Below are 23,129 nucleotides of genomic sequence, written 5' to 3' on the forward strand. Positions count from 1 at the left end.
TAATGAGATTTAGCAAAATTCGTTCCAAGTTTTTGTGATTTCATATTTAAAAATTAACCTAAATTCATTAAACTTTTACTTTAAAATCAAGGAGAAAACATTGAGTATTAGAAATATAGCAGTAATCGCACACGTTGATCATGGTAAGACTACAATGGTTGATCAGTTATTAAAACAATCAGGAACATTTAGCGAAAGAGACCAAGTTGATGAACGCGTTATGGATAGTAATGATATTGAAAAAGAGCGTGGAATTACAATTCTTTCAAAAAACACAGCAATTAATTATAAAGGCACAAAAATTAACATAATTGATACTCCAGGCCACGCAGATTTTGGTGGAGAAGTTGAGCGTGTTTTAAAGATGATTGATGGGGTTTTATTAATCGTTGATGCTCAAGAAGGTGTTATGCCACAAACTAAATTCGTTGTTAAAAAAGCATTAGCATTAGGTCTTAGACCAATAGTTGTGGTAAATAAAATAGACAAAGCTGCAGCTGAACCTGATAGAGTAATTAATGAAGTATTTGACCTTTTTGCTGCACTTGATGCAACTGATGAGCAATTAGATTTCCCTGTAATTTATGCAATTGGAAAAGAAGGTATTGCAAAAAATGAATTAGATGATGATAGTAAGGATATGCAACCTTTATTTGACAAGATAATTGAGCATGTTCCAGCACCAAGTGGTAGTAATGAAAATCCTTTACAATTACAAGTATTTACATTAGGTTATGATAACTTCGTTGGTAAAATTGGAATTGCTAGAATTTTCAATGGAACAATTTCAAAAAATCAAAATGTAATGTTAGCTAAGGCTGATGGGACAAAACATACAGGAAGAATTTCAAAACTAATTGGATTTTTAGGTTTAGAAAAAATGGATATTGATAGTGCTAGCACAGGAGATATCGTAGCAATTGCAGGTTTTGATGCTTTAGATGTTGGAGATAGCGTAGTTGATCCTAGCAATCCTATGCCACTTGACCCACTGCATATAGAAGAACCTACTTTAAGCGTTGTATTTAGCGTAAATGATGGACCTTTAGCAGGAACTGAAGGAAAGCATGTTACAAGTAATAAAATCGCTGAAAGATTAGAAAGCGAAATGAAGACAAATATCGCTATGAAATATGAAAATATTGGCGAAGGTAAGTTTAAAGTAAGTGGTCGTGGTGAATTACAAATTACGATTTTAGCTGAAAATATGAGAAGAGAAGGTTTTGAGTTTTGTCTTGGACGCCCTGAAGTTATCGTAAAAATTGAAAATGGAGTTAAAACAGAGCCTTTTGAAAATCTAGTTATTGATGTTCCTGATGAGTTTAGTGGAACGGTTATTGAAAAGCTTGGAAGAAGAAGAGCTGAGATGAAAAGTATGGTTCCAACAGGAGATGGACAAACTAGACTTGAGTTTGAAATTCCTGCTCGTGGGCTAATTGGATTTAGAAGTCAGTTTTTAACAGATACAAAAGGTGAAGGTATAATGAATCATAGTTTTATGGAATTTAGACCTTTTGTTGGTAGTGTTGAAAAACGCCAAAATGGAGCATTAGTGAGTATGGAAAATGGTGTTGCATTAGCTTATTCATTATGGAATCTTCAAGATAGAGGTGTTTTATTTATAGACCCTCAAGCAAAAACTTATGTTGGTATGATTATAGGCGAGCATAGCCGTCCGAATGACCTTGATGTAAATCCTATAAAAGGTAAAAACCTAACCAATGTTCGTGCTAGTGGTAGTGATGATGCTATTAAATTAGTTCCACCTAGAAAACCTACTTTAGAGCGTGCTATGGAGTGGATTGAAGAAGATGAATTAGTAGAAGTAACTCCAATTAATATTCGTATTAGAAAGCGTTATTTAGACCCAACTCTAAGACGCCGTATGGAAAAATCTAAATCTTAATTTTTATTCTTTCTATTCTAAATCTTTTAAAGAATTTAGAATAGAAAATTAAAATGTTTGAAAATAAAGCTTTTAAGACTTCTGTTAAGCAAAAACAATTAAAATTAAAAGATTATGAAAAAAGCAAAACCTATTAGAATGTGTATTATTTGCAAGATTAGAAAAAATCAAACTGATTTAAAGCGTTTTCAAGTGTCTTTAAATGAAGTTTTATTTCAATTTAATAGCGGTAGAAGTATGTATTTATGTGATGAATGCCTTAAAAAAGATGATAGTGATTTTTTAAAGTCTTTGCAAAAAGTTATAAAAATTAATATAGATAAAAAAGAACTTGCTAGTAAATTAAAAGAAAGGTTTTTAAATGGCGAATATAAAAATTAGTGAAATAGCAGCGGAATTAGGTTATCAAAATAAAGAAACTTTAGAAAAAATTAATGAATTAGGATTTGATTATAAATCACCTCAAAAAGCTGTAAGTGAAGATGTAGCAGCAGCAATATATGAGTATTTAAAAAATGGAACAATTCAACAAATTTTAAAAGATGAAGTTGCAAAATCAAGTAAAAGTGCCAAAAAATCTAGTACAAAATCAACTACTTCTAAAACAACAAAAAGTAAAACTGAAAAAGCTGAAAAAAGTACAAAGACTGAAAAGATTGAAAAAACAAAAAAAACTGAAAGCAAACAAAAAGAAATTCTTAAAGAAGAAACCAAAGAAGATAAACAAGAAACTAAAGAAGAAAAAATAGTAGAAGAAAAAATCACTAAGGTAGAAGTTAAAGAAGAAATGAAAAGCAAAGAAATAGCAAAAGAAGAATTAGTGCAAGAAGAACCTGTAAGTCTTGCAAGAAGTGGGCTTGAAAAACGCCGTGGCTTAGTAATCATTAAGAAGAAAAATGCAGCAAAAGAAGAAGTTAAAGAAGAGGTTAAGCCTAAAGCTCAATCAAAAGAGCCCGTATCGTTTGCTTCAATATTTAGCACAGATGAAAGCTTAAAAAAGAAAAAAGCTAAAAAAATAGTTCCAGCAGCAAGAAAAGAAAGTTCATCTAAGATGGATTTTGATACTAATTTTGCAGAGATTAATGATGATGAAGATGATGTTGTGGTTATGCCTGATTTTTCATTTAATGAAAGAAAAGAAGATATTGAAAAGCCTGCAAAGGCACAAACTTCATTAAGAAGTGCATTTAATAACCAAATCAATCAATTTACAAATACTTCAATAGCAAGGTCTCGCCGTAAAAAATCAAAAGCATATAAAAAAGAACAAAGTAGCGAAGAAATTACAAGTATTAAAATTCCTAAAGAAATAAGACTTTATGAATTAGCAGAGAAGTTAGGTAAAAAAGATAGTGAATTAATTTCAAAATTATTTATGCAAGGAATGATGACTACTAAAAATGATTTCTTAGATGAAGAAACTATTGAGATTTTAGGACTTGAGTTTGGAATTGAAATAAGCTTTTTTGATGAGACTGCACAATTTGATTATGTTGCTGATTATGAAGAAAATCAAGAAGAATTAAAAGATATTAAAGTTCCTGTTGTAACAATTATGGGTCATGTTGATCATGGTAAGACAAGTTTGCTTGATTATATTAGAAATAGTCGTGTAGCAAGTGGCGAAGCAGGTGGAATTACTCAGCACGTTGGTGCTTATATGGTTAATAAAAATGGTAAAAATATAACCTTTATTGATACTCCAGGTCACGAAGCATTTTCAGCTATGAGAGCTAGAGGTGCTAGTGTTACTGATATAGTAATTATTGTTGTTGCAGCTGATGATGGTGTAAAACCACAAACAAAAGAAGCAATTTCGCATGCAAAAGCAGCTGGTGTTCCAATCATTATCGCTGTTAATAAAATAGATAAAGAAGCAGCAAATCCTGATAGAGTTAAAACCCAATTAGCAGAGCTTGATATTATGCCAACTGAGTGGGGTGGAAGTCATGAATTCGTTCATATTAGTGCTTTAAAGGGAACTGGAATTGAAGATTTACTTGAAATTATCTTATTACAAGCTGAAATTTTAGAGCTTAAAGCAAATAAAAATACAGCTGCAAAAGCAAATATAGTTGAAAGTTCTTTACAAAAAGGTCGTGGTGTAGTAACTACTGTGATTATGGAAAATGGAACGCTAAGAGTAGGAGATACCGTTGTAGCAGGCATTGCTTATGGTAGGGTAAAAAGCATTACAGATAGCAAAGGTAATGCATTAAAAGAGATTTTACCAGGCGAGTGTGGTGTAATTATGGGTCTTAATGAAATTCCTGATGCAGGTGAAACATTAATTAGTGTTGCGACTGATAAAGAAGCAAGAGATTATGCACAAAAACGCCACGAATATTTAAGACAAAAAGAATTAAGCAAATCAACAAAAGTAAGCCTTGATGAATTAAGTGCAAAAATTAAAGAAGGGAATTTAAAATCATTACCTGTTATTTTAAAAGCCGATGTAGGTGGAACATTAGAAGCTATTAGAGGAAGTCTTGAAAAGCTTTCAAATGATGAGGTAAAAGTTGATATTGTTTTAGGTGGTGTTGGTGGAATATCTCAAGGAGATATTGCTTTAGCACAAGCTAGCGGTGGTGTTATAGTTGGCTTTAATGTTCGTCCAACAGGGGATATTAAGGAAAAAGCAAAAGAAGCTAAGGTTGAGATTAAAACATATAATGTAATTTACAATCTAATTGATGAGATTAAAGCTATTTTAGGTGGTTTAATGAGTCCTATTATTAGCGAAGAGCAACTCGGACAAGCTGAAATTAGACAAGTAATCAATGTGCCAAAAGTAGGACAAATAGCAGGATGTATGGTAACTGATGGAAGTATAGTAAGAGGGGCTAAAATCCGTGTTATTCGTGAAGGTGTTGTAGTGTTTGAAGGAGAGATTAGTTCACTTAAACGCTTTAAAGACGACGCTAGAGAAGTTAGCAAAGGTTATGAATGTGGTGTTGGTATCGTTGGATTTAACGATATGAGAGAAGGCGATTTTATAGAAAGTTATAAAGAAGTTCAAAGTAAGGCTAGTTTATAATGAATGATAAAGCACAAATAAAACGCCTAAGAACACAAAGTTTGCTAAAGGAATTAGTAGGAGAAGCTTTAGCAAACTTAGATGATCCTTTATTAAGCGGTCTATTGGTAAATGATGTAGATTGTAAAAAGGGTCGTTATGATGCTTTTATATATTTAGATAAAATGTCGCTTACAAAAGATGAACAAAATTTAGTTCTTTCTAAGCTAAAAAGAGTTAGTAAAGTATTGCAAGCTCATTGCTTAGGAGCGCTTGGTATGTATAGATGTCCAAATTTTCATTTTAGGTTTGACGATAGTTTAGATAAAATTAATAGAATAGAAGAATTATTTAAGCAAATTAATAAGGAAAAGAAATAAATGGAGCTAGAGAATTTAGCTAAACAGCTTAATTTAGTGATTTATGATACTGAATTAGCAAAAGAAGGCAATAACTTTATTTATAGAATTTTCATCTTAAAAGATGGAGAAAATAAATCAGTTAGCCTTGATGATTGCGAGCAATTTAGTAGATTGATTTCTCCTATACTTGATTTAAATCCACCTACAGATGAAAAATACTTTTTAGAAGTAAGCTCTCCTGGACTTGAAAGAAAGCTTACTAAAATAGAGCATTTTAAACTTAGTATAGGTGAGATACTAAAAATTAAAACTAAAGAAAAAGAAGAAATTATCTCAAAATTACTTAGTGCTGATGATGAAAAAATCACTTTAGAAGATGGCACAATTTTAAACTACGCAGATATTAAATCTACAAAAACTTATATCTATTGGTAAGGCAAAGCCTTACCTATATACTCTTACTCAAATTAATAATCATTAACAAAATCAAAATTAGAAATAAAAAAACAAAGAAATTTAAAGGAATTTAATGAAAACTATTACAAAAAAAGATACAAAAACCTTAGCATTAAGTGCATTAGGTGGGACATTAGAATTTTATGATTTTATTATATTTGCATTATTTACTCCGTATTTTACACATCATTTTTTTCCAAAAGAGCTTGATGAGAGTATAAAATTATTAAATACATATGGAGCTTTTGCTGCAGGGTATTTAGCTCGTCCATTAGGTGGAGTTATAATGGCACATTTTGGCGATAAGTTTGGTAGGAAAAATATGTTTTTATTAAGCATTATTTTAATGGTAATTCCTACATTTATTTTTGCGATTATGCCTACTTATGAGCAAATTGGCTATTTTGCTATTGCTATTTTATTAGCTATTAGATTAGTTCAAGGCGTTGCGATTGGTGGAGAGTTACCTGGTGCTTGGGCTTTTATATATGAGCATAGTCCTGATAATAAAAAGGCATTATTTTTAGGAGTTTTAACTAGTGGGGTTTGTGGTGGTATTACTTTAGGAGCTTTAAGTGCGTTATTGCTTCAACTAAATTTCACAGAAGATGAAATAAAAGATTATGCGTATAGAATTCCTTTCTTAATCGGCGGTATTTTTGGTCTAATTAGCATTTATCTTAGAAGATTTTTGCAAGAAACTCCTATTTTTAAGCAACTTCAAGCCGAAAAACAATTAAGCGATTTTCCTATAAAATCAGTCATAAAAGATTATAAAATAGAAATAATTTTATCAATGTTTTTAACTATTGTTCTTACTGCTTGTGTTTTAGTATTTTTAATAATGATGCCTAATTTTATGAAAGGTATTTTAAATATTAATCCTGCTTTAAATACTAGCTTACAAATTATTGCGAGTATATTTATGATGATTGGACTTGTTGTTTGTGGGGCATTGGCTGATAGATTTAAAGCTAGTTTAATTTGCAAATTTTTTGCTATTTTATTAGTTTTTACTAGCACTATGTATTTTTATTCTTTATATGTTTTAAAGGATTTTGCTTTAACTTGTATATTTTATTTTGCTTCGGCGTTTTTTGGTGGTATTGTTAATTTTACATCATTATTTATGTGTAGGCTTTATAAGGCTAGTATTAGATATACAGGCATAGGATTTTCTTATAATTTAGCTTATGCAATAGCAGGATTTTTAACTCCAATTATCGTAGTTCAATCACACGGAAAATTTGATATTGGTAGTGGATATTACATTATTTTCATATGCTTAATGGCTTTTTTAAATTCTGTATTTTTTGACAAAATTATGAAAAATAAAAAATAAAGAATTTGATTTTAAGATAAACTCTAAAAATTTTTAGAAGTTTATCTTATTTTGGAATAAGTTTTGCTTTTATCAAAATATAAAATATTTAAGGAAAGTTATGCAAAACGGATTTTATCAAGCTACAGGAGCAATGGTTACTCAACTAAATCGCTTAAATGTTATCTCTAATAATTTAGCTAATGTAAATACAGCAGGTTATAAAAGAGATAATGTAGTAATTGCTGATTTTAAAAGGCTTTATGATGAAGAAATGCAAAATATGCCAATTGATAATCATACAAAACAAGCTGCAAAATACATAAATCAAACCATAAATAGAGTTCCTAATATTGATATAGAATACACAGATTTTAGCGTAGGTGCAATCCGTCCGACCAACAATCCTTTAGATATTGCAATCAAAAGAAGTGATTGTTTTTTTATGGTTCGCTCATCAGATGGTAGTGTGAAATTTAGCAAAAATGGAGCATTTAGCCTAGATGAAGATGGCTTTATAGTTACAAAAAATGGAGATAGATTATTAAGCTCGAATTATTTTGAAGACCCTGCAAATGATGGCATTCAAGTAGGAGATAATCAAAGATTAACTATTGATTCAGATGGAAATGTCTATTTAGATGGTGAAGTAGCAAATAGGATTTTTGTAGCTAGGATGGATGATACAAGGGATTTAGAAAAGATAGGAGATAATCTTTATAAATTAGATGATTTAACTAAAATGCAGGATTTCGAGGGCTCAAATGCACTTGCGAGTGGGTTTTTAGAAATGAGTAATGTAAATGCCGTTAATGAAATGGTAGGTCTTATAGAAACTCATCGTTTAGTTGAAATGTATCAAAAAGTAATGACTAGCCATATGGATGAGCTAAATAGCGACGCAATAAATAAATTAGCAAATGTTAAATAGGAGTAAAAATGCTTAGGTCTTTATATACAGCAGCAACAGGAATGATAGCACAGCAAACACAAATTGATACAACATCTCATAATATTGCCAATGTAAATACTATGGGATACAAAAAAAATAGAGCAGAATTTGCTGATTTAATGTATCAAGTAATGGAATACGCAGGCACTAGCACAAGCACAACAACGCAAAGTCCAACAGGTATTGAAGTAGGTCTTGGAGTTCGCCCAACAGCAATTACAAAGCAATTTACACAAGGATATTTCAAAGAAACAGGCAATCAATTAGATATGGTAATAGCAGGTAATGGTTTTTTCCAAGTTCAGCTACCTGATGGCACTACGGCATATACAAGAAATGGTGCTTTTAAGCTAGATAGCGAAGGAACTATCGTAAATAGTGATGGATATAGATTAATCCCTGAAATTACAATTCCTGAAGATGCAGTTGCTATTGGGATAGGAACTGATGGGGTTGTAAGTGTAATTCAAGCGGGTAATCCTGAAGCAGTGCAACTAGGTCAAATTGAATTAGCAAACTTCATAAATCCTAGTGGCTTACACGCATTAGGGGATAATAATTTCCTTGAAACTAGTGCTAGTGGAGCAGTTGTAGTTGGCACTGGTGGGACTAATGGTTTTGGTCAAATTAAGCAAAACTTCGTAGAGATGAGTAACGTGCAATTAGTAGAGGAAATGACTGATTTAATCACAGGTCAAAGAGCTTATGAAGCAAACTCTAAAGCAATCACTACAAGTGATGAAATGCTATCAATCGTAAATGGACTTAAAAGATAAATAATATAGATTGAAATTCTTATAATTTTATAAGAATTTCAAATACGAATTACTTAAAAGTAACCTCTAATGCTTGTTTAATATCAGCTATTAAATCATCAGCATTTTCAATACCAACAGAAAGCCTTACAAGACCTTCGCTAACTCCAGCTTTTATTAATTCAGCTTCATTTAATTGTCTATGAGTATGACTTGCAGGGTGTAAAATACAGCTTCTTGCATCAGCTACATGAGTTGCTATCATTATTAATTTTAAGCTATCTAAAAACTTAACTGCCTTAGCTTTATTTGCTTTTAATGTAAAGCTAATAACCCCACAAACTCCATTAGGCATATATTCTAAAGCTAGATTATAATAAGGACTGCTTTTTAGCATAGGGCAATTTACGCTTTCAATATATTCATTATTTTCTAAAAATTCTGCAATTTTTTTCGCATTTTCGCAGTGTTTTGCCATTCTTAAAGGTAGGCTTTCAATATGAGTTGATAGCATATATGCACTAGTTGCAGGTAAGCAAGCACCTATATCTCTCATTAATTGAACAATCATTTTTACAATATACGCTAATTTGCCAAATTTTTGCGTATAGATTAATCCGTGATATGACTCATCAGGGGTATTAAAATCTGCAAATTTTTTAGGATACTTACTCCAATCAAAATTACCACTATCAAGCACAACCCCAGCAATCACACTTGAATGCCCATCAAGATATTTAGTAGCTGAATGAATAACAATATCAGCTCCGTGTTTTATAGGCTGACAATTAATAGGAGTTGCAAAAGTATTATCAATTACTAATGGAATTTCATTTTCGTGAGCAATATTTGCAAATCTTTTAATATCAAGCACTACTAAAGCAGGATTTGATACGCTTTCAGCGTAAATTAATTTTGTGTTTTCTTTAATAGCTGCTCTTATTTCATCATCTGTGCTATTTGCACTAATAAAGGTGCAATCAATTCCAAATTTTTTAAGCGTTACGCCTATTAGATTTATACTTCCACCATAAATCTCATTTACGCAAACTAAATGATCTCCTGCTTTACAAATATTTGTAATTGCAAAAAATATAGCCGCTTGTCCGCTAGAAGTTAGCACCCCAGCAATTGCTCCTTCTAATTTAGCAATTTTACTAGCTACATAATCATTTGTAGGATTTGCTACTCTTGAGTAAAAATATCCACTTTCTTCTAAGTCAAATAATTTTCCCATAAATTCACAAGAATCGTATTTGTAAGTAGTTGATTGAATGATTGGCACTTGCCTACTTTCGCCATTTTTTGGCTCATAACCTGCGTGAATACATAAAGTATCTTGTTTTAACATTTTCTCTCCTTTAAAAAAATATTAGTTTAACTTTATTTTAAGTATTTAGCAAGTAAAAAATGGCAAAATTAGTTAAAAAAGGAGAAAAAATGCCCGTTAATATAAAAACTAACCTTCCAGCAAAAGTTTTACTAGAAAATGAAAATATTTTCGTAATGGATGAAGCAAGAGCAAATTCTCAAGATATTCGTCCATTAGAGCTTGTGATTTTAAACCTTATGCCAATAAAAGAAGAAACTGAATTAGAATTACTTAGAATGCTTTCTAATACGCCTTTACAAGTAAAAATCACGCTTTTAAGAATAGCAAGTCACGAGAGCAAAAACACTTGTCAAAGCCACTTAAACGAGCATTATTTGGTATTTGATGAGATAAAGCATAAAAAATTTGATGGAATGATAATAACAGGAGCTCCACTAGAACAATATGAATTTAGCGAAATAACTTATTATGATGAGTTAGTTAGTATTTTAGAATGGAGCAAAAGCAATGTTTTTAGCACTCTTCATATATGCTATGGTGCGATGTTTGGGCTAAATTATCATTACAATATTGCAAAAATTCCTTTACAAAAGAAATTAAGCGGAGTGTTTTATCACGATGTAATTGATAGTAAAGATGAGATTTTAAGGGGAATTGATGATGTGTTTTTAGCTCCACATTCAAGGCATTCAGGAATTGATGAATTAGCCTTAGCAAATCATAAATCTTTAGTGATTTTAGCTAAAAGCGATTTAGCAGGAAGCTATTTGATAAGAAGTTCTGATAGAAGACAAGTTTTTGTCCTAGGTCATCCTGAATACTCTCGCACTACTTTAGATAATGAGTATAAAAGAGATATTAAAAACGGCTTAGATGTTGATATTCCTTATAATTATTATAAAGATGATAATCCAAACAATCCCCCAAAACTTACTTGGAGAGCTCACGCAAATTGCGTTTATATCAACTGGCTAAATTATTATGTATATCAAACTACACCTTTTGAATTAGACAAACTTAATTCAATTAATTAAGATTTAGATTTTCTAAATCTTAATTAGATTTTTTTAACTCCGCTTTCATTCATATAATTTATGAAATCTTGTCTTAATTCTTCTTCTTTTTGTTTTATTTTTGCTAGTTCTAATTCTTGCTCTTTTTTCTTTTCATTTTCTTTTATATCTGTTTTGATTTGTTTTAATGAGTCTAAAAAGTCCATTTTTTCTCCTTTTGATTTTTGTATTATATTATTTAAATAATGTAATAAATAACTTTTAAAAATATAAATTCAATATGTTTTATTTAATAAATTTTTGCATAATGCTAAGTCGTAAAGAGTTAAAAAGAGATAATTTTATTAAATCAAAGGAGAGAATTTGAAAACCATAATCGCATTAGATTTTGACACCTTAGAGCAAAGCCGTGAATTTGTATCAAAACTATCAGCAAAAAATCTTGAAAACTATGCAAAAGAGCATAATTTAAAATTAATTATGCCTTATTTAAAAGTCGGTATGTGGCAATACTACACAGCTGGAAATGACTTTTTAAAAGAGCTAAAAGACTTAGGTTTTAATATATTTTTAGATTTAAAATTAATTGATATCCCAAATACTATTTATAATGCTACTAAGACACTTTTAAAAAATGATATTGATATTTTAAGCCTTCATTCTTTTGCAGGCGAGCAAGCTTTAAAGGCTGCTGTTAATGCTAAAAATGAATTAGGTAGCAAGTGTGAATTATTTGGAATTTCTGTATTAACTTCGTTTGAAGAAGAAGAATTTAAAAATGATTTAGGCTTTAATGGAAGCATTAATGATTGCGTAAAACAACGCTGTTTAATCAGTAAAAAAGCAGGTCTTGATGGCATAGTAAGTAGTGCTTATGAAGCAAAATTTGCTAAAGATTTAGGACTTAAGGCTCTTACGCCTGGCATTAGATTTTTAGGCAATGATGCAAATGACCAAGCAAGGGTTGCTACGCCAAAATTTGCTATAGAAAACAATATTGATTATATTGTAGCTGGTAGAATGATTACAAAGAGTTCTAATCCTATTAGAGCTTATTTTCAATGTATAAAAGGAGAAGAAAATGAATAAAGAAGTTGCAAGTGAAGTTGTAAAAATATTAAAAGATTGTGAAGCAATATTTATTAATACTAAAGAGTTTTTCACATATTCAAGTGGTATTAAAAGCCCTATATATTGTGATAATCGTGTGTTAATTAGCTATCCAAAAGAGCGTAAAATCATAGCAAATCATTTAGCGAATTTGATTAAAGAAAAAGCAGGAGATGTTGATTACATAGCAGCAACTGCTACTGGAGCTATTGCTCACGGAGCTTGGGTGGCTGATATATTAAACAAACCATTAGTATATATATTATCAAAAAACAAAACCCACGGAAGAGCAAAGATGATTGAAGGAAGCTTTAAGCACGGAAGCACTTGCGTTGTGCTAGAAGATTTAATCTCAAGTGGCGGTTCAAGTATTGCTGCTGTTGGTGCTGCTAGGTCTCACGGATTAGATGTAAAAGGTGTGTTTTCAATATTTAGCTATGAATTAAATCAAGCTAAGAAAAATTATGAGAGTATTGATTGCCCTGCTTATTCGCTTAGTGGATTTTCTGCATTTAGTGGATTTTTAAGCGATGAAGAAGTAAAAGTTCTAAACGAATGGCGTGACGCTCAAGAATAAAATAATTTTAATTTCAAATTCCGATTTTGGAATTTGAATATCTTCAAACCTTCTTTACTTTACAAAAAATAATTTTTATAATATTTACTTAATAGTTAAAATTAAGGAGAAATAATGGCTTTTAAGAACGCAGTAGTTACAAAAGAACTTGATGAAAAATACAAAATGACAGATATTTTTTGCAATTATACAGATAGCTTATACTATAAACAAAATCGTATGATGCCAAATAGATATCGTTTAGTGATAGATGAAGAATTAGATTGTTTTATAATGCTAGGTTATAATTTTTTAGACCCTGAATTAGAGCATGCAAGACTTAGCAAAGGCTTGTGGATTTTGTATTATAAAGGTAATTTGATTGAAGTTATACTTGATTATGATTTTGATATAACAATAGATGGTGTTTTATACGATAAAGTTTGGAGTATTTTTGATATTAAAAATAATGAATTATTAAGCGAAAAAGAAGTTATAAATCTTCTTAAAGAAATATTAGATGTTTATAATGTGGCTGGTGCCTGGGGCGAAATTGAAGAAGATTATAAAGTTTATGTAAGAGATGAAATAATAAAAGAATAAATATTTTAAATCCTAATTCAAATTCTTTAAAAATTGTGGAATTTGAAGTAGGAATTTGGTTTAAAAAAAGGTAAGCAAATGGCTTTTAAAAATGCAATTATTGATGATAGATTAGAGAAGAAATATTCTTTTGTAGATATTTGTATTAAGCATACTAATGATTGGTATTTAAGACAACATCATAAATTTCCTTTTGAAGAACGCATTGTAATAGATGAAGAATTAGACTGCTGGTTTATGAATTGTATGTATTTTGATGACCCAGAACTAGACCATGCAAAACTTAATAAATCTTTGTGGATTTTATATTATAAAGGCGAGCATATAAGGATAATTTTAGATTATGATATCAAACAAGAGATTGATAATGTAGTTTATAATAGAGTTTATAAAATTCTTTCTATAAGAGATAATAAAACATTAAGTGAAAAAGAAATAATAGCCTTATTAAGAGAAATATTAGCTGTTTATAAATGGAATGGAAGCTTAAATAATGATAAAGAATTTAAAGCGTATATAATAGATGAAGTGTTAGGAGAATACATATAAACAAAAGGAGATTTTATAATGGAAAAAAGTATTGTAAAAATTGTGATGTCAATTGTAATATTGTCTATTTGTTGTTTTTTATTTACGATAATTTTTTTTGTATATGATACTTTTTATATGTTTTTATCAATCACACAAGCACCTTATGGAAGTTTATTAGGCTCAATATTTATTATACCTTTATGTTTTTTAACTCATATAATATATAGCAAGATATCAAAAGAGTTATGTTTAATATTTTTATCTATTATGTTTTGTTTTTCTTATATTCCTATTTGGACTTTATCAATAGGCGGAATAATAGCTTTGATTTTGCCATTTATGTATTATTATTTATTAGTAATGTTATATAAGAAATTCTTTAAAAGTAAATCAAGTTTTATAGACAATACGCAGTTTAAATTAGATTTTAAAACTATACAAATTGATAACGAAATTTATGAAAAATATAAAATAAATGAAGCACTTGCTAAATATAATACACAAGATACCATATTCAACACAAAAACAATACTACTTAATAAAGAGCTTGATTGCTTTTTTATTGATTGTGATTTAAATTCAAATAGAATATTTTGGATTTTAAAATATAAAACAGATATTATTAAAATACTTCTTGTGCATAAAAAGCGTTTATCAACTGATACTGCTATATTTGTAATCATAGATATTGCTGGTAATAATTTACTTAGCGAAGAAGAAGTGATTTATTTATTAAAAGAAATCTTAGATATTTATAATCAAGATAAACAAGTAAAATACACATTATTAGATAAAAAATATTAAATGATTAAAGAAATTTTAAAATTCATAATTATATTTGCATTAACTCCTATAAATGCTGTTTTTATATATCTTGCAATCAAATCTTGTTTTATTGAAAATTATTTGTTTTTAATGTTTGTTTATATGTTTGTTCATTATTTTGTTTTATCAATGAAGTATTTTTATGATAAATCAAAATTTTTTGCTATTGTTTTATTTAGTTTAATTTCGCTTATTTTTGTAGTAGAAAATTGGCTATATTTTATAATTTTTATCGCTATTTATATCCTTGTAATTTATATATTAAGAGAAGTTGATACAAGTAATGCGATTTATGTGATTAATCCAAAAAGATTTGATTTAGTCCATATAACTTTTGGATTTTTAATGCTGCTTTCATTTATTAGTATTGTAAGCTTTTTAAAAGATGAATTAATTATTTATAAAATAATCGGCGTAGTAATTATATTATGCACTTTAATTATATTTTGTGGTGTTAAAAGAGTGGTTTGCTATGAAGATTGCTTGGTGTTAGTAAAAGGCTTAGGAGTTAGCAAAATACAATATGATGATATTAAAGAGTATTATTTTTTTAAAACAAATTTTAAAAATACTATAAGAATTTTTTTAAAGCGAAAAAGATTTAAGATTTTTTATACATTTTATGAGCTTTCCTTTAATAAATTTAATAAAAGCGATTTAGAAAAATTAGAAAAATTAATCAATAAAAATGAAAATAAAAATAAAGGAAGTATATTTCAATGGATTTAAAAGCATTAGAGTTGATTTTAAATACTTTTTATTCTATAAAATATCTTAGCTTATGCAATAAAATTACAAAAAGTAACACAAAATATTGATTTTTATCAAATTTAATTAAAAAAATCATAAAAAACATAATTTCATTCCATAATAAAAGTCTATATTAAAAAAAGGAGTGATTATGAACGATAAACCAATTTGTTATGTTCCTAGTAGAAGAATTGGCGAAGTTTTTAGTGGTGTTCCATCATTTTTAGGGTTACCTAAGATTCATAATGATGAAGAACTAAACAATTATGATATTGTAGTAATGGGTGTGCCTTGGGAAGGGGTTTGCACTTATGGTAATTATTCAGGTTGTGAGCTATCTACAAAAAATATTAGAGCTGCTTCTGTTAGATATGGTGGATATTTACCAGAATTTGATTTAGATGTATTTGATTATTTTACTGGTGGAGATTTTGGTGATTGTGCTATAGAAAATGGTAATTATGATTTTTCTTTTAATAGCATAAAAGATAAGTATTCTAAAATAATGAAAGCCAAAAAAATCTCTGTAGTATTTGGAGGTGATCACTCAATATCATTTCCGTTAATTAGTGAGTTTGCCAAGGCACATAATGGAAATATAGGCATTATTCATTTTGACGCACATATGGATAATATGGATAAATTTGGCGAAGAAAAATTAGCTAGATGTTCTCCTTTTCATAGATTATACGAAGACCCTTATATAGACCCTACAAAAATGGTGCATTTTGGAATAAGAGGACCTAGAAACAATCCAAATGGTTTAAAAGAAGCAAAAAAATTTGGAGCTCATGTAATTACTGGAATGCAAGTAAAAGAAATGGGCTGGAAAGCTGCTATAAGTGAAGCAATTAAAATTGCAAGTAATGGCACAGAAGCTATTTATGTAACTATATGCTCTGATGTTTTAGATATAGCATTTAATCCAGCAGGCCCACCTGATCCTTGTGGTCTTAGCACATATGAACTTGCTATGATGTTACACGAATGTGGAAAAGCAGGTGCTAGTGCGTTTGATTTTGTTGAATTATATCCAGGAAAAGACCCGCAAAATACTTCAGGGCATGTAGCGGTGTGGATGAGTATATATTTTTTAACAGGTCTTACTAAGTATAGATTTAATATTAAATAACATATAAAAACATAAAGGGGAATTATGCAAAATAAATATACTTGGAAGGATAAAATTAAAGCAATAGGGCCAGGAGCTGTAGTTACTGGCTCTTTTGTTGGCCCTGGAACAATTACAACTTGCACTAAGGCTGGAGCTGGATTTGGCTTTGCTTTACTTTGGGCTGTTTTATTTTCAATAATAGCTACCATTGTATTGCAAGAAATGTCAGCAAGGCTTGGAATAATTACTCAAAAGGGATTAGGCGAAGCTATATTAAACACTTTTAAAAGTAAGATTGGAAAAATATTAAGTGGAATTTTAGTGGGCGGTTCTGTAGTTTTGGGTTGTGCTGCTTATAATGCAGGAGATTTAACTGGTGCTGCACTAGGTCTATCAACAATAACAGGAATAAATATAAGTTCGCTTACTCCTTATATGGGCTTGTTTGTATTTGTATTATTATGGATGGGTAGTTTTGATATTATCAAAAAAATTTTTATGCTATTGGTTATTATAATGGCTTTGATTTTTATCTTAACAATGTTTGTTGTTAAGCCAGATTTTTCTTTAGTTTTTCAAGGATTATTATTACCTACTTTTCCTGATGGCAGTTTATTTACTATCATTGCAATTATAGGGACAACTATTGTGCCTTATAATTTTTTTATACATTCAGCAACCGCTAAACGAACTTGGAAAGATGCTAGTGAATTAGAACTATCAAAATGGGATATATATTTTTCTATAACCACAGGTGGAATTATTACAGCCGCTGTTGTAATTACAGCTGGTGTTGCAATGATAGGAATGGAAGTAAAAAATGCTTCTGATATGGCTATACAACTTAGACCATTATTAGGTAATTATGCTGAAATAGTTTTGGGTGTTGGTATATTTGCTGCTGGACTTGCTTGTTCTATCAGTTCTCCTATGGGAGCTGCTTATGTTATGAGTGCTTTTTTAGGTTGGGATTATAAGCATAACGATATTCGTTTTAAATTAACCTGTTCTGCAATATTATTAATTGGAGTAATTGTTTCTTCAACTGGATTTAATCCTATAACTTTAATATTTACAGCTCAAATTCTAAATGGCATAATACTACCTGTAATTGTTGTTTATTTGGTGTATATTACATCAAGCAGTAAGGTTTTAAAAAATCATAAAAATAACAATATTAAAATATTTTTAGGTATTATCATCGCTTTAATTTCTGTGATTTTAGGCGGAAGTAGTTTAATTAGTGCGATAGGAAATATAATTTAAATATGCAAGAGTTGTTAGATAGATTAGTAAAAGATAATATTAAATATACAAAATTAGGAAGATTGGCAAATTATATCCCAGAGCTTAGCAAGGCTAAATTAGACGCTTTGGGAGTTTGCGTGATTGATAAGGATTATAATGTTTTTTGCTCGGGTGATAGTGAGCTAAGGTTTAGTATTCAAAGTGTTTCTAAAATAGTTACTTTAATGTTAGCTTTATTAGATAATGACTATGAGTATGTATTCTCAAAAGTAGGCGTTGAGCCTACAGGAGATGCCTTTAATTCAATTATGAAACTTGAAACATCAAACAATAAAAAGCCATTTAATCCAATGATAAACGCAGGTGCTATTGCTGTTGCTTCTATGATTAAAGGTAAAAATGCTGAAGAGAGATTTAATAGAGTGCTTGAGTTTTTTCGTTTGATTACTGATGATAATGAAGCGTCGTTAAGCACTAAAATATACGAAAGCGAAAATAAAACAGGCAATAAAAATAGAGCCTTAGCGTATTTTATGAAAAATGATGGGATTATTAGTGATGATGTTGAGGTGGCTTTAGAAGTTTATTTTAAACAATGCTCAATACTAGCTAACACAAAAAGCTTAGCTAAATTAGGATTATTTTTAGCTAATGATGGGCTTAAAGATGGTAAGCAAATAGTTAGTAAAAAAATAGCTAGAACGATTAAGAGTTTAATGCTAACTTGTGGAACTTACGATTTATCAGGAGAAATAGCTGTAAGGGTAGGACTTCCATGTAAAAGTGGTGTGGGCGGTGGTATGGTATCGCTTGTCCCTAGAGAATTTGGGATAGGGGTTTATGGGCCAGCACTTGATAGCAAGGGTAATTCAATAGGTGGTGTTAGGATATTAGAGGGTTTATCTAAAGCTTTAGATTTATCAATTTTTTAAATTAATCTAAAATAATTAAAAGTATCTAGTAATTTTGTGCTTTATATTTTGAGTTTTAAGATTTAAATTCTTATAATTTCACTATATTAATTTGCATATTTTATAAGGGCTAATGTGATAGAATGGATATATAATAAATTAATAAAAGTTTTTGTTGCAACTTGCTTTAAAGTTTTGATATTTATTGTTTTATTGTAAGTAATTTCTTGGTCTTTTTTAATGTTATATATGGATACTTTTATACTTACTTTAATACCATTAAGATACTTATTGCCATGGTTTTTTATAGATGACGATGATGCTTATGCTCGAGGTTTTTTGTTAGGCTTGTTGTTGCTTATGATATGGAGTTATTTTAGTATATCTGCGACTAAAATCTATTGTAAAAATATTATTAATTTTTATAAAGGCGAGAAAGATTTAGGCTTTTTATTTTATTTTACCTTATTTAGTATTCTAAATGCGTTTTTTAAATTTTGCTTTTTAAAATTAGGAGATATTCACAATAGCACTTTAACTCTTGCTATTGCTTTAATATCTACGATTTTAATTTATTTTTATATAAATTATACGATTAAGAAAAGAAAATCATATTAAAAAACATTTACAAGCTTTAACGATATTACAAGGATAATTGAAAAATAAGAATTTGAAATTCCTATTTCAAATTCTTAAATCTTATTTGTGTTTTTCTATGAAATCTGTATAAAATTTTAGGCAATTGCTCTAAACTATCGCAATTTCTAAGCATATGAGTCATATTGGTTACTTTTGAAGTATCGAAGTTTAATGGTTGATTGAAGCTAAAACAATCATTAAACATGCTACTCATATCTGTAACTTGTGAAGTATCGAAGTTTAATGGTTGATTGAAGTAAGAGCAATCAGAAAACATCTTGCTCATATTAGCTACATTTGAAGTATCAAAGTTTAATGGTTGATTAAAACAATAACAACCTGAAAACATATAACCCATATCAGTTACATTTGAAGTGTCAAAGACTAATGCTTGATTAAAGCTAGAACAATTTTCAAACATACTACTCATATCAGTTACTTTTGAAGTATCGAAATTCAAAGCTTGGTTAAACCTAGAGCAACTATAAAACATAAAGCTCATATCTGTAACTTTTGAAGTATTGAAATTTAATGGTTGATTAAATACTTCACATTCAAAAAACATACAACTCATATATTTAACATTTGAAGTATCAAAGTTTAATAGTTTATTAAAACAACTACATTCTTTAAACATAGCACTCATATCAATTACATTTGAAGTATCAAAGTTTAATGATTGATTGAAGTAATAACAACCTTCAAACATATTACACATATTAGTTACATTCAAAGTATTAAAACTTAATGGTTGATTAAAGCTAGAACAACTTTCAAACATAAAGCTCATATTTGTAACTTTTGAAGTATCGAAATTTAATGGTTGGTTGAAACCCCGACAACAACTAAACATATGGCTCATATCAGTTACTTTTGAAGTATCAATATTTAATGGTTGATTAAAATTAGAACAACTTTTAAACATATGGCTCATATTAGTTACATTTGAAGTATCAAAACTCAAAGCTTCATTAAAATACTCACAACTACTAAACATACCACTCATATTAGTTACATTACTTGTATCCCATTCGTTTATCCCACTAAAGTCTTTTCGTTTAGTTAAATAAAAAAGCTCACTCATATCAGTAATTAAGCTTGTGTCAATTTTACCTAAATTAATACTCTCATCATTTACCAAATCTTTTAAATTTTTTTTATTATTTGGCTTATATTTTTTCATAAAATCTCCTTTAATTTTGCTAAAGCTATATCAAGTGTATTGGCTCTTTTTCTTTCATAACAAACACTATTTTTACATTTAGGGCATTTAGATGGTGGTAAATCATTTGCACTTAAGCAATCGCTTTTATGAATTATCACCACTGAATGCCCACAATCTTTACAAATAAACTTGCTTGGCTTTGGTGCTATTGGCATAATTTCTCCTTTAAAGAATTTGAAATTCCTATTTCAAATTCTTTTTATTTTTTATTTTTTCTTAGAACTAGCAAAGAAACTTAAAACTTCTTTACCTATGGCAAAAGCAGTAGTAATACCAGCCATAATCTTCTCTTTGTTTTCAACAACAAAATCAACTGCTTTTTCAACATTATCACAAACAGTATCAAACCAACTTTTTTCTATCTTTTCATCAGCTAAAGCTTTGTAATCTTTTGTAGTGTTATCTGTTTGATTATAAGTATGATTATTTGTTTGATTTCTTGATGAATTAAAATTATTTGTATTAGGCTTTACTTTTTCATTACTTTTCCAGTTGTTTTTATTTTCGTTTATCTTGCCTTTAAATACTGCTCTTTTTTTACTGGGAGTATAATCAACGATGAAGTTAAGTAATTTTCCTAAATTATATGGGTTTTCTTGAATGCCATTTCTGCTCTTGCCTGATGAATAATATATAGGCTCAATCCTTACGCTAGTTGTCTCATATATCCTATCACTAATTATTTTTGCACTTTCATCAAGATATTTTATAAGCTCTTCTTCTGGATAAGGACTATCACCCTTCACCCAAAAATCTCCTTCTAAAGCTTGATCACACTTATTAAGCGCTATTAATATTCTATCTTTTGCGTTTTCTCCTAAGGCAGGGATTATTACATTAGTAATTAGATGATAAGTAGTGCCTAAATCACGAGTTTTTGCATCTACAATAACTAAAACTAAATCTATTAAAGCATTTCCTTTGCTATCTTTTTCGTGAAGCTTTTTATTAATTTTTGCAATATGCTCACTATCTTTTATCCCATCTCCTAAGCCTGGACTATCCCATAAAACAAGGTTTCTTCCTATTTCGTATTTTTTAATCTCCATTGTTTGTGGTTTGCTAGTAGTGCCGATTTCGCTAAATTCTTGTTTGTATTCATCGCCCATATTAAAAAGCGAATTAATAGTAGAGCTTTTGCCAACTCCTGTTCCGCCTGTAATTAATATATTTAGCTTTGTGTTTGCTAGTTTTTTGATATTTAGCTTTAGCTTATTTTTATCTTCTTCATCTAAATCTGATTTGTTTAACAACTCATCTAATTCTGCATACTCTTCTTTAGATTCTTCTTGTTCTTTATAGCATTTCATAACTTCTGTTATATTAGACATATCAGGTATTAATGCTGTTGAAGTTGGTTTTTGATAGTTTAAAATATCTTTTGATTTAAAGCTGATATGATATGCTTCTTCAATTAAAGCAGCTAATTTCATTCTGTTTTCTAAATCAAAATCTAAATCTTTTAATAAAATATCTAAATATTCCTTAGGGCATGTAGATAGCATTAAATTAGCAAAAATTGTTGGTTTGCTTTTTTCTTTAACAAAATTTAAAATGTTTTCTTTTAATATTTCTTTTTTACTTTCTTCTAGGTCTGTAAATTCTTTTAAAATTCTTTTGATTTCCATTTTTTATCCTTTTTATTTTTAATTTTTAAATATTTATGATTAGATAAAAAATGCTTTCTAAGTTCCTTTAAAAATAGATGAATGTTTTTGAGTATATCCTAAAGAGTTATACCCCCCCCCCCATATAAAAGAAAAAATAACTTTCATTTATTCTCCTTTCTTGATTTTTCTTGATTATAACACATTGAATGTCAAAATTCTGTCCATATAAAATTTTTTAAAAATATTTTTTAAATTTCATTAATTTTTACAAGAATTTGAATTAATAATTTAAAAAAAACTATGATTTAGATTTAAGTATTTTATATAAATAAAAGGAATTTCAATTAAGAAATTCCTTTTGTAGTGTTTATTAGAATTTATTCTTCATAACAGCTTCAACAGCAATGCTAGCCATTAAATCTACTTCATCTGATATTTTATTAGTATTATCAGCTACTACTACATTAGCGCGTGTTAGCTCATCTATACTACTTATTGCTTCATTTATTTGAGATATTGCTTGAGTTTGTTCTTTAATGCTTTCACTCATATCATTTATGCCTTGAGTTAATACATTAACACTTGCTTCTATTTCTGTTAGTGATTTTTGAGTGCTTTCAGCTAGCTTTCTTACTTCATCAGCAACTACAGCAAAGCCCCTTCCATGCTCACCTGCTCTTGCTGCTTCTATTGCAGCATTAAGTGCAAGTAGATTAATTTGTTCTGCTATATCTTTAATCATAGTAATAACATTTTTAATATCTTCTCCGTTTTTAATAACTTCGTTTGATTTTTGATTTACTGCATGCATAGATGCACTCATCTCTTCTACTGCTGCTGCACTTTCTTGTAAGCTACTTGCTTGCTTTCTTGCACCTTCGTTTATATCTTTA

At 29.1% G+C, this 23,129-nt stretch carries 25 protein-coding genes; 19 read left to right on the plus strand and 6 right to left on the minus strand.

Annotated features, from left to right (window positions below):
* Window positions 1–100: 100 nt before the first annotated feature.
* From typA to flgG, 8 genes are all read left to right on the plus strand, one after another.
* A complete protein-coding gene (typA, locus tag AVBRAN12647_RS02260; RefSeq protein WP_214116827.1) occupies window positions 101–1,906 on the plus strand; it encodes a translational GTPase TypA in 1,806 nt (601 codons plus the stop codon).
* Window positions 1,907–2,020: 114 nt separating this feature from the next.
* The gene (locus AVBRAN12647_RS02265) at window positions 2,021–2,287 is read left to right on the plus strand and encodes a DUF448 domain-containing protein (protein ID WP_214116825.1); all 267 of its coding nucleotides are present in this window, start codon (window positions 2,021–2,023) and stop codon (window positions 2,285–2,287) included.
* On the plus strand, window positions 2,268–4,943 hold the full coding sequence (gene infB / locus AVBRAN12647_RS02270; protein ID WP_214119782.1) for a translation initiation factor IF-2: 2,676 nt from the start codon (window positions 2,268–2,270) through the stop codon (window positions 4,941–4,943). The genes AVBRAN12647_RS02265 and infB overlap by 20 nt, the downstream gene beginning before the upstream one ends.
* Window positions 4,943–5,302, plus strand: coding sequence for a 30S ribosome-binding factor RbfA (gene rbfA, locus AVBRAN12647_RS02275; protein ID WP_214116821.1), 360 nt, complete (start codon window positions 4,943–4,945; stop codon window positions 5,300–5,302). Before infB ends, rbfA begins: the two co-directional genes overlap by 1 nt.
* Complete coding sequence (locus tag AVBRAN12647_RS02280; protein ID WP_214116819.1) at window positions 5,303–5,719, plus strand: ribosome maturation factor; 417 nt, start codon at window positions 5,303–5,305, stop codon at window positions 5,717–5,719. It begins immediately after the preceding gene.
* A gap of 94 nt (window positions 5,720–5,813) precedes the next feature.
* The gene (locus AVBRAN12647_RS02285) at window positions 5,814–7,082 is read left to right on the plus strand and encodes an MFS transporter (RefSeq protein ID WP_336614627.1); all 1,269 of its coding nucleotides are present in this window, start codon (window positions 5,814–5,816) and stop codon (window positions 7,080–7,082) included.
* Between the two features lie 100 nt (window positions 7,083–7,182).
* On the plus strand, window positions 7,183–7,992 hold the full coding sequence (locus AVBRAN12647_RS02290; RefSeq protein WP_214116815.1) for a flagellar hook-basal body protein: 810 nt from the start codon (window positions 7,183–7,185) through the stop codon (window positions 7,990–7,992).
* A gap of 8 nt (window positions 7,993–8,000) precedes the next feature.
* Window positions 8,001–8,789, plus strand: a complete 789-nt coding sequence (flgG, locus tag AVBRAN12647_RS02295) for a flagellar basal-body rod protein FlgG (protein WP_214116814.1) — start codon at window positions 8,001–8,003, stop codon at window positions 8,787–8,789.
* 49 nt (window positions 8,790–8,838) lie between these two features.
* On the opposite strand, the gene AVBRAN12647_RS02300 is transcribed toward flgG, so the two are convergent.
* Window positions 8,839–10,119 (minus strand): O-acetylhomoserine aminocarboxypropyltransferase/cysteine synthase family protein, encoded by a 1,281-nt coding sequence (locus tag AVBRAN12647_RS02300; RefSeq protein WP_214116812.1) that lies wholly within the window; start codon window positions 10,117–10,119, stop codon window positions 8,839–8,841.
* Window positions 10,120–10,208: 89 nt separating this feature from the next.
* On the opposite strand from AVBRAN12647_RS02300, the gene AVBRAN12647_RS02305 reads away from it, so the two are divergent.
* Window positions 10,209–11,135, plus strand: a complete 927-nt coding sequence (locus AVBRAN12647_RS02305; protein ID WP_336606685.1) for a homoserine O-succinyltransferase — start codon at window positions 10,209–10,211, stop codon at window positions 11,133–11,135.
* Window positions 11,136–11,158: 23 nt separating this feature from the next.
* Here AVBRAN12647_RS02305 and AVBRAN12647_RS02310 read toward each other — a convergent pair whose 3' ends face one another.
* Window positions 11,159–11,320, minus strand: coding sequence for a hypothetical protein (locus AVBRAN12647_RS02310; RefSeq protein ID WP_214116808.1), 162 nt, complete (start codon window positions 11,318–11,320; stop codon window positions 11,159–11,161).
* 157 nt (window positions 11,321–11,477) lie between these two features.
* Here AVBRAN12647_RS02310 and pyrF point away from each other — a divergent pair, with 157 nt between their 5' ends.
* From pyrF to AVBRAN12647_RS02360, 10 genes are all read left to right on the plus strand, one after another.
* Window positions 11,478–12,203, plus strand: a complete 726-nt coding sequence (gene pyrF, locus AVBRAN12647_RS02315; protein WP_214116806.1) for an orotidine-5'-phosphate decarboxylase — start codon at window positions 11,478–11,480, stop codon at window positions 12,201–12,203.
* Window positions 12,196–12,801, plus strand: coding sequence for an orotate phosphoribosyltransferase (gene pyrE / locus AVBRAN12647_RS02320; protein ID WP_214116805.1), 606 nt, complete (start codon window positions 12,196–12,198; stop codon window positions 12,799–12,801). Before pyrF ends, pyrE begins: the two co-directional genes overlap by 8 nt.
* 114 nt (window positions 12,802–12,915) lie before the next feature.
* Window positions 12,916–13,383: a hypothetical protein gene (locus tag AVBRAN12647_RS02325; RefSeq protein ID WP_336614628.1), complete on the plus strand. Its 468-nt coding sequence runs from the start codon at window positions 12,916–12,918 to the stop codon at window positions 13,381–13,383.
* Window positions 13,384–13,461: 78 nt separating this feature from the next.
* Window positions 13,462–13,932, plus strand: a complete 471-nt coding sequence (locus AVBRAN12647_RS02330) for a hypothetical protein (RefSeq protein WP_336614629.1) — start codon at window positions 13,462–13,464, stop codon at window positions 13,930–13,932.
* A gap of 18 nt (window positions 13,933–13,950) precedes the next feature.
* Complete coding sequence (locus tag AVBRAN12647_RS02335) at window positions 13,951–14,718, plus strand: hypothetical protein (protein ID WP_336614630.1); 768 nt, start codon at window positions 13,951–13,953, stop codon at window positions 14,716–14,718.
* On the plus strand, window positions 14,719–15,468 hold the full coding sequence (locus tag AVBRAN12647_RS02340) for a hypothetical protein (RefSeq protein WP_336614631.1): 750 nt from the start codon (window positions 14,719–14,721) through the stop codon (window positions 15,466–15,468).
* Between the two features lie 172 nt (window positions 15,469–15,640).
* Window positions 15,641–16,621, plus strand: coding sequence for an agmatinase family protein (locus AVBRAN12647_RS02345; protein WP_239803038.1), 981 nt, complete (start codon window positions 15,641–15,643; stop codon window positions 16,619–16,621).
* Window positions 16,622–16,645: 24 nt separating this feature from the next.
* Complete coding sequence (locus tag AVBRAN12647_RS02350; protein ID WP_336614632.1) at window positions 16,646–17,869, plus strand: Nramp family divalent metal transporter; 1,224 nt, start codon at window positions 16,646–16,648, stop codon at window positions 17,867–17,869.
* 2 nt (window positions 17,870–17,871) lie between these two features.
* Window positions 17,872–18,783, plus strand: a complete 912-nt coding sequence (gene glsA, locus AVBRAN12647_RS02355) for a glutaminase A (RefSeq protein ID WP_214150556.1) — start codon at window positions 17,872–17,874, stop codon at window positions 18,781–18,783.
* A gap of 228 nt (window positions 18,784–19,011) precedes the next feature.
* Window positions 19,012–19,380 (plus strand): hypothetical protein, encoded by a 369-nt coding sequence (locus tag AVBRAN12647_RS02360; RefSeq protein WP_336614633.1) that lies wholly within the window; start codon window positions 19,012–19,014, stop codon window positions 19,378–19,380.
* Between the two features lie 61 nt (window positions 19,381–19,441).
* On the opposite strand, the gene AVBRAN12647_RS02365 is transcribed toward AVBRAN12647_RS02360, so the two are convergent.
* The 4 genes from AVBRAN12647_RS02365 to AVBRAN12647_RS02380 all read right to left on the minus strand — a co-directional run.
* A complete protein-coding gene (locus AVBRAN12647_RS02365) occupies window positions 19,442–20,584 on the minus strand; it encodes a BspA family leucine-rich repeat surface protein (protein WP_336614634.1) in 1,143 nt (380 codons plus the stop codon).
* Window positions 20,581–20,781, minus strand: coding sequence for a hypothetical protein (locus AVBRAN12647_RS02370; protein ID WP_336614635.1), 201 nt, complete (start codon window positions 20,779–20,781; stop codon window positions 20,581–20,583). The genes AVBRAN12647_RS02365 and AVBRAN12647_RS02370 overlap by 4 nt, the downstream gene beginning before the upstream one ends.
* 51 nt (window positions 20,782–20,832) lie before the next feature.
* A complete protein-coding gene (locus AVBRAN12647_RS02375; RefSeq protein ID WP_336614636.1) occupies window positions 20,833–22,254 on the minus strand; it encodes a GTPase family protein in 1,422 nt (473 codons plus the stop codon).
* 352 nt (window positions 22,255–22,606) lie between these two features.
* The coding region (locus AVBRAN12647_RS02380; RefSeq protein WP_336614637.1) for a methyl-accepting chemotaxis protein at window positions 22,607–23,129 on the minus strand (523 nt) is incomplete at its 5' end.

It is taken from the genome of Campylobacter sp. RM12647 (assembly GCF_020138135.1).
Lineage (GTDB): Bacteria > Campylobacterota > Campylobacteria > Campylobacterales > Campylobacteraceae > Campylobacter_E.